The following is a 4,881-nucleotide window of genomic DNA, read 5'->3' as shown; positions in this document are numbered from 1 at the left end:
AATGCAAATAAAACCAAACTTAAGTGACTAACTGAGGCATAAGCATTAATGTATTTTAAATCAGTTTGTCTTATCGCTCCAAAAGCGCCGTAAACTACTCCGATTGTTGCTAAAATTATAAAAAACCAAGACCACTCAATTGCTCCTAAAGGCAATAAAAACATTGCGATTCTGAAGATTCCATATCCTCCTAATTTCATCAAAACTCCAGCGTGTAACATTGAAACTGCTGTTGGTGCTGAGGCGTGACCGTCAGGTGACCAAGTGTGGAATGGAAACATTGCTCCAAGAACGGCAAAACCTAAAAAGGTCAAAGGAAAAAATATTTTTTGTGCGGCAAATGGAATATGAACTTTGGCAATTTCCATAATATTGAATGTCAATTCACCTCCATCTGCGTTTGAGTTCAAGTAAATTCCTAAAACTCCAACCAATAAAAGTGCAGAAGCTCCCATTAACATTAATGTTAATTTCATTGCTGAATATTCTTTTGGACCTGATCCCCAAATCCCAATTAATAAATACATTGGAATTACGGCAATTTCGTAGAATACAAACATTGTAAACAAGTCAATCGAAATGAAGAATCCGTATACTCCACTTGCTAAAACTAATAAGGAAACGAAAAATTCTTTTGGTAAATCCTCCATTTTCCAGGAAATAAAAACACCCGCCAAAACGATTATTGATGTTAATACCAATAAAGCTACAGAAATTCCGTCAACCCCGATGGCATAATGAATATTGAAATGGTTGAACCAAATCATATCTCTTGTAAATAACATAATGCTATCATTTACGGCTCTTTCCTTGAAATAGGCAAATACTAAGTTGATAGCCATTCCTAATTGAATGAAGCTTCCAATCATAGCAGTTATTCGTGCTTGTTTTAATCCTTTGGTAACAACCAAAGCTAAAATTGTTAGTACGGGAACAATGATGAAAAGTGATAAAATATCCATATTAATCTATTAGTTTGTCCATAAATAAATAAAAACCATCGCAATAATTACAACCCCAGCAACAAATGATAAGGCATAATCTTGTAATCTTCCGGATTGAATTCCTTTAATTTTTCCTGAAATCCATACTGTTTTGTTCCCAATTCCTTCCATTGTTCCATCAACATATTTTTTGTCAAAATAGGCAATTGGAGCGGCAACAAGATTGAAAATTATTTTTTTGGTAACGAAAAGGTATATTTCGTCAAAGTAAAATTTGTTGTAAGTCCATTTGTAAAACATGCCAAAGGCATTGGCAAACTTATCAGCCAAGTCATTTTCTTTTTTATAGAAAATCCAAGCAAGTAGGATTCCCACTAATCCAGTTCCCACGGCAATTGCTGCCATTGTATAGTTTAAGTGACCTTCAAAACCCATTTTGTCTGCAGTTATGAATTCGCTAAAAGGAATAAATCCAGCAACAATACTCATTAAAGCCAAGAAAAGTAACGGGAATGTCATTGAAATTGGTGATTCGTGTGGAGGATGATGGTATTTTGTTTCCTTGCCCCAAAATATTCCAAAGTATAATCTAAACATATAAAATGCGGTTAGTCCAGCCACGAAAAGTCCAATGAAATAAAGTAATTGGTTTTTTTCAAAGGCGGCTACCAAGATTTCATCTTTACTCCAAAACCCTGCAAACGGTGGCACTCCAGCTATTGCCAAAGCAGCAATCAAAAAGGTAATATTGGTAATTGGCATATACTTGCGCAAACCTCCCATATCTTTCAAATAATTGCTGTGAACTGCGTGAATAACGGAACCTGCTCCCAAGAATAATAAGGCTTTGAACATTGCGTGAGTAAACAAATGGAACATTGACGCCATATAACCAACGCCTTCTTCCCCTTTATAACTTGAAACCCCTAATGCCAACATCATATAACCAATTTGTGACATTGTCGAAAAAGCCAGAACTCGCTTGATATCCGTTTGGGTTATTGCAATCACTGCTGCAAACAAGGAAGAGATAGCTCCCACATAAGCCACTATGTTCAATACAAATCCACCTTCAACGAAATAATACATTGGGAATAATCGAGCTACTAAATAAACTCCTGCAACAACCATTGTAGCAGCGTGAATCAATGCAGAAACAGGTGTTGGCCCTTCCATTGCGTCTGGTAACCAAATGTGTAAAGGGAACATTGCTGATTTTCCAGCACCTCCCATAAAAATTAAAATTAATGCCCAAGTAAATACAGACATTCCCATAAAAGATGTGGACGCCCAATTCAGTAATAAACCTTCTCCTTCTGGAGTAACAGCATTCAACGTTTGAAAATCAAAAGTACCAGCGTAATATCCTATTATTAAAATTCCAATCAAGAAACCTAAATCCGCAAAACGAGTAACAATAAATGCTTTTTTTGCAGCAGAAACAGCTGATGGTTTGGTGTAATAAAATCCAATTAATAAAAAGGAAGAAACCCCCACTAATTCCCAGAACATATAAATTTGGAAAAGGTTTGTTGCCAATACCAATCCTAACATTGAAAAAGAAAAAAGCGATAAATAGGCGAAAAATTTGGTATAACCATCATCGCCTTTCATATAACCACGGCTATAAATGTGAACCATTAAGGACACAGTCGTTACTACAATTAGCATCATTACAGATATTGGGTCAACCAAAACTCCTAAATCGATATGCAAGGTGTCAGTGAAGTTCATCCACACGATTTTTTCGACAAAAGTTTGATAAACTCCTTCTACTTTTCCATTGACGAAAAAGTATTGGTACGCTGTGAAATAAGATAGTGCAGCCGATATTGATAATCCCAAGACTCCAATGTATCCTGAAACTGCAGGTTTAATTTGTTGGTTAAAAATTCCCAAAAGCAAGAAAACTGCTAGCGGAATCAACGGAATAAATAGTATATAAGAGATGTCCATAGTTGATGAATATTAATACTTCATAATTTCAGTTTCCTTCACTTCAACAGAGCTAATTTGTCTGTAAAGATTAATGATTATTGCAACAGCAAGCGCAGTTTCGGCGGCAGCCACGGCGATAATAAAAATCGAAAAGAAAACGCCTTGCAATACATCTGGATATAAATATTTGTTGATGACAACAAAATTTACTGCCGATGCATTCAAAATCAACTCTAAAGAAATTAAAATTGAAATCAAGTTTTTTCTTGTAATAAACCCATAAATACCTATAAAAAACAGAATAGAGGTGAGGGTGAAAATTTCGTAAATGCTAATTCCGGCTATCATAATTTGTCGTCGTTTTTAGTTAGTTTGTCTCCTTTTCCTATGATTATTGCTCCAATCATTGCAGCTAATAACAGCACACTTATCACTTCAAAAGGCAAAATGAATCCACCTGCTTCGTAACCTAAAAGCCCCATTCCAATTTCGGAAACATCAGTGCTTTTAGAGTTTTCGACAACATTAAAATTGGTTGTATAAATGATGGCCAAGAAAATGCCAAGACCAATTAAACAAACCAATCCGGTTAGTAATTTTTTGGACAATTTTGCCATTTCCAATTCCATTTCTATATGATGAACAAGCAGCACTGAGAAAATGACCAAGACAATAATTCCTCCTGCATAAACCGTCAATTGAACGGCTGCCAAGAAATTGTAATCAATCAAAAAGTAGATTCCTGCAACACCTATAAGCACAAACAGTAGATAAATAACTGACCGAAGCATTTGGCGACTCGTTACAGAAGCAATTGCACTAACAATCATTATCAATGCTAAAATATAAAATACTATTCTTTCCATAAGATTAATCTTCTAGTCCAGGCACTACTTTTGAGCCCGGTTTGTTTAATACTCTAGTGAGGTAAGTTCTGTCGTAAACGGAATTTTCAAAATTCTGAGCCCATTTGATAGCATCAGTTGGGCAGGCTTCAATACATAAACCACACATTGTGCACATTCCTAAATGGTAAATATGTTGGTCAATCATTTTTTTCTTTTTGCCTGTTTCAGGATCAATTTGTCTGTCCCAAATAATTTCGATAGTTCCGTTAGGGCAAGCCAATTCACATTTTTGACAACCTGTACAACGGTGTGTGTTTTCTTCGGAATGAGGCATATAAACTTCGCCACGAAAACGATCAAACATTTTTAGAGTGTCTCGATTGTCAGGATATTGCTGGGTTATAGCACCTTTTCTAGAATGTAAAAAGTACTTTCCGGTAACACTCATTCCTGTAAGAAGTGTTTTTATTCCGTTATATATATCTGAAAAATAACTCATAATTTTAGAAATGAATGGTTAATTTAAGTAATACAATCAATGCCATTAAAACCAAATTGATCAAGTTGATTGGAAGCAAATATTTCCATTCTAATATCAAAAGTTGATCAATTCTTAATCTTGGGAACGTCCATCTGAACCACATCATTAAACATATTAATACCAATGTTTTTGGCAAGAACCAGAATACGCCTAGCAAAGGAATATTGTCGGTTATTCCAAAAGGAGATAAATACGCTCCGAAGAATACTGTTGTAGCGATGGAGGCGATGATAAACATATTGATAAATTCGGCCAAGAAGAAATAGGCAAACTTCATTCCTGAATATTCGGTGTGAAAACCAGCACCCAATTCTGATTCAGCTTCTACTAAATCGAAAGGAGCTCTGTTTGTTTCAGCAGTTCCGGCAATCATATAGATGCAAAATGCTATAATGGCAGGAATATGACCTTGAACAATAAGCCAGCCTCCTTTTTGAACTTCGACTATTTGAGAAAGTTGTAAGGAACCTGTCATTAAGACCATTGTCAATAATGATAAACCAACGGATAACTCGTAACTAATAGTTTGAACTCCGCTTCGCATTGCTCCAATTAAAGCAAATTTGTTATTACTACTCCAACCTGCTAGTAAAATCCCGATAACTCCAAT

6 protein-coding genes are annotated in these 4,881 nt (G+C 35.5%); all 6 read right to left on the bottom strand.

Features of this window, described 5'->3' with window-relative positions; genetic code table 11:
- Nucleotides 1-962 (bottom strand): NuoM family protein (locus PHC28_RS15610; protein ID WP_300102767.1); only part of this gene is annotated, 962 nt, incomplete at its 3' end.
- A 9-nt stretch (nucleotides 963-971) separates the two neighbouring features.
- Nucleotides 972-2,900, bottom strand: coding sequence for an NADH-quinone oxidoreductase subunit L (nuoL, locus tag PHC28_RS15605; protein ID WP_300102765.1), 1,929 nt, complete (start codon nucleotides 2,898-2,900; stop codon nucleotides 972-974).
- A gap of 12 nt (nucleotides 2,901-2,912) precedes the next feature.
- Complete coding sequence (nuoK, locus tag PHC28_RS15600; RefSeq protein WP_300102762.1) at nucleotides 2,913-3,230, bottom strand: NADH-quinone oxidoreductase subunit NuoK; 318 nt, start codon at nucleotides 3,228-3,230, stop codon at nucleotides 2,913-2,915.
- Nucleotides 3,227-3,748 carry an NADH-quinone oxidoreductase subunit J gene (locus PHC28_RS15595; RefSeq protein WP_300102759.1) on the bottom strand — a complete coding sequence of 174 codons (522 nt, stop codon included), beginning with the start codon at nucleotides 3,746-3,748 and terminating at the stop codon, nucleotides 3,227-3,229. Before PHC28_RS15595 ends, nuoK begins: the two co-directional genes overlap by 4 nt.
- Nucleotides 3,749-3,752: 4 nt before the next feature.
- Nucleotides 3,753-4,229 (bottom strand): 4Fe-4S binding protein, encoded by a 477-nt coding sequence (locus PHC28_RS15590; RefSeq protein WP_300102756.1) that lies wholly within the window; start codon nucleotides 4,227-4,229, stop codon nucleotides 3,753-3,755.
- Nucleotides 4,230-4,233: 4 nt separating this feature from the next.
- On the bottom strand, nucleotides 4,234-4,881 hold a 648-nt coding region (locus PHC28_RS15585; RefSeq protein ID WP_300102753.1), incomplete at its 5' end, for a complex I subunit 1 family protein.

The sequence above is a fragment of the Flavobacterium sp. genome, assembly GCF_028712645.1.
Lineage (GTDB): Bacteria > Bacteroidota > Bacteroidia > Flavobacteriales > Flavobacteriaceae > Flavobacterium.
Note: the sequence above shows the minus strand (reverse complement) of the source record. Positions and strands in the feature narration are given on the sequence as shown.